This is a genomic window from Mesorhizobium sp. M7A.F.Ca.US.006.04.2.1, assembly GCF_004022915.1.
Lineage (GTDB): Bacteria > Pseudomonadota > Alphaproteobacteria > Rhizobiales > Rhizobiaceae > Mesorhizobium > Mesorhizobium ciceri.
Genome location: NZ_RZQA01001295.1, coordinates 1 through 1,162 on the forward strand (window position 1 = coordinate 1; position 1,162 = coordinate 1,162).

The 1,162-nt window shown below is 65.1% G+C and carries 2 protein-coding genes; both read left to right on the forward strand.

All coding sequences use genetic code 11. From position 1 onward, the window contains the following. Positions 1-3: 3 nt before the first annotated feature. Positions 4-519, forward strand: a complete 516-nt coding sequence (cobU, locus tag EN925_RS36770; RefSeq protein WP_127368368.1) for a bifunctional adenosylcobinamide kinase/adenosylcobinamide-phosphate guanylyltransferase — start codon at positions 4-6, stop codon at positions 517-519. 1 nt (position 520) lies between these two features. Beyond that, complete coding sequence (gene cobO, locus EN925_RS36775; RefSeq protein WP_063172410.1) at positions 521-1,135, forward strand: cob(I)yrinic acid a,c-diamide adenosyltransferase; 615 nt, start codon at positions 521-523, stop codon at positions 1,133-1,135. Positions 1,136-1,162: the final 27 nt, after the last annotated feature.

Consider the following 1,162-nt stretch of genomic DNA (forward strand, 5'->3'; position numbering starts at 1 on the left):
GCTTTGCCTGATCGCAAGACACTGACCTTCCTCATCGGCGGTGCGCGCTCCGGCAAGAGCGCGCGCGCCGAAATTTTGGCGACCGCCTTGCCGCCGCCCTGGACCTATATCGCCACGGCGCAAGCCTATGATGACGAGATGCGTGAGCGCATCGCGTTGCACCGGTCGCGGCGCGGCGAAGGCTGGACGACCATCGACGCACCGCTCGACCTCGCCGGCGCCCTTGCCGCCTTGCCGGACGATCGGCCGGTGCTTGTCGACTGCCTGACGCTGTGGCTGACCAACCATATGCTGGCCGAACACGATCTGGACCTTGAATGCCGGCGATTGGCGGAGGTGTTGTCGCGGCCGCGCGGACCCTGGTTCGTGGTGTCCAATGAAGTCGGCCAAGGCATCGTGCCGGACAATGCACTGGCGCGCCGCTTTCGCGATGCCGCCGGCCGGCTCAACCAGCAGGTCGCGGCGATTGCCGATACGGTGCTGCTGATGGTGGCGGGGCTGCCGCTCAAGGTGAAATGATATGACCGATATCGACAATAAGGACGAAGAGCGCCACCGCGCCAAGATGGCCAAGCGCAAGGCGGTGCAGGATGCCGAGGTGGCGAGCAAGACGGTCGAGAAGGGATTGCTCATCGTCAACACCGGCCCGGGCAAAGGCAAGACCACGGCCGCCTTCGGGCTGGCGCTGCGGATGCTCGGCTACGGCAAGCGCGTCGGTGTCGTCCAGTTCATCAAGGGCAAGTGGCACACCGGCGAGAAGGACGCCTTCGCCGCCTTCGGCGACCGTGTCGTGTGGCACGCGATGGGCGAGGGGTTCACCTGGGAAACCCAGGATCTGAAGCGCGACATCGCTGCCGCCGAAGCCGCCTGGGCCAAGGTGCTCGAACTGATGGCCGATCCGTCGATCAGCCTGCTGGTGCTCGACGAATTGAACATTGCGCTGCGCTACGACTATCTCGATCTCGACAGAGTGGTTGGCGCGCTAAAAGCGCGGCGCGAGGGCCTGCATGTCGTTGTCACCGGCCGCAACGCCAAGCCGGCGCTGGTCGAGGCCGCAGACCTCGTCACCGAAATGGGCGTGACCAAGCATCATTTTTCCGCCGGCGTGAAAGCGCAGCAGGGGATCGAGTTCTGAGTGTTCCTCAACCTCCCCAGACGGGGG

What these genes read in the sequence shown, in the direction of transcription:
- cobO (WP_063172410.1), top strand. Translation starts at nt 521, where the DNA reads ATGACCGATATCGACAATAAGGACGAAGAGCGCCACCGCGCCAAGATG.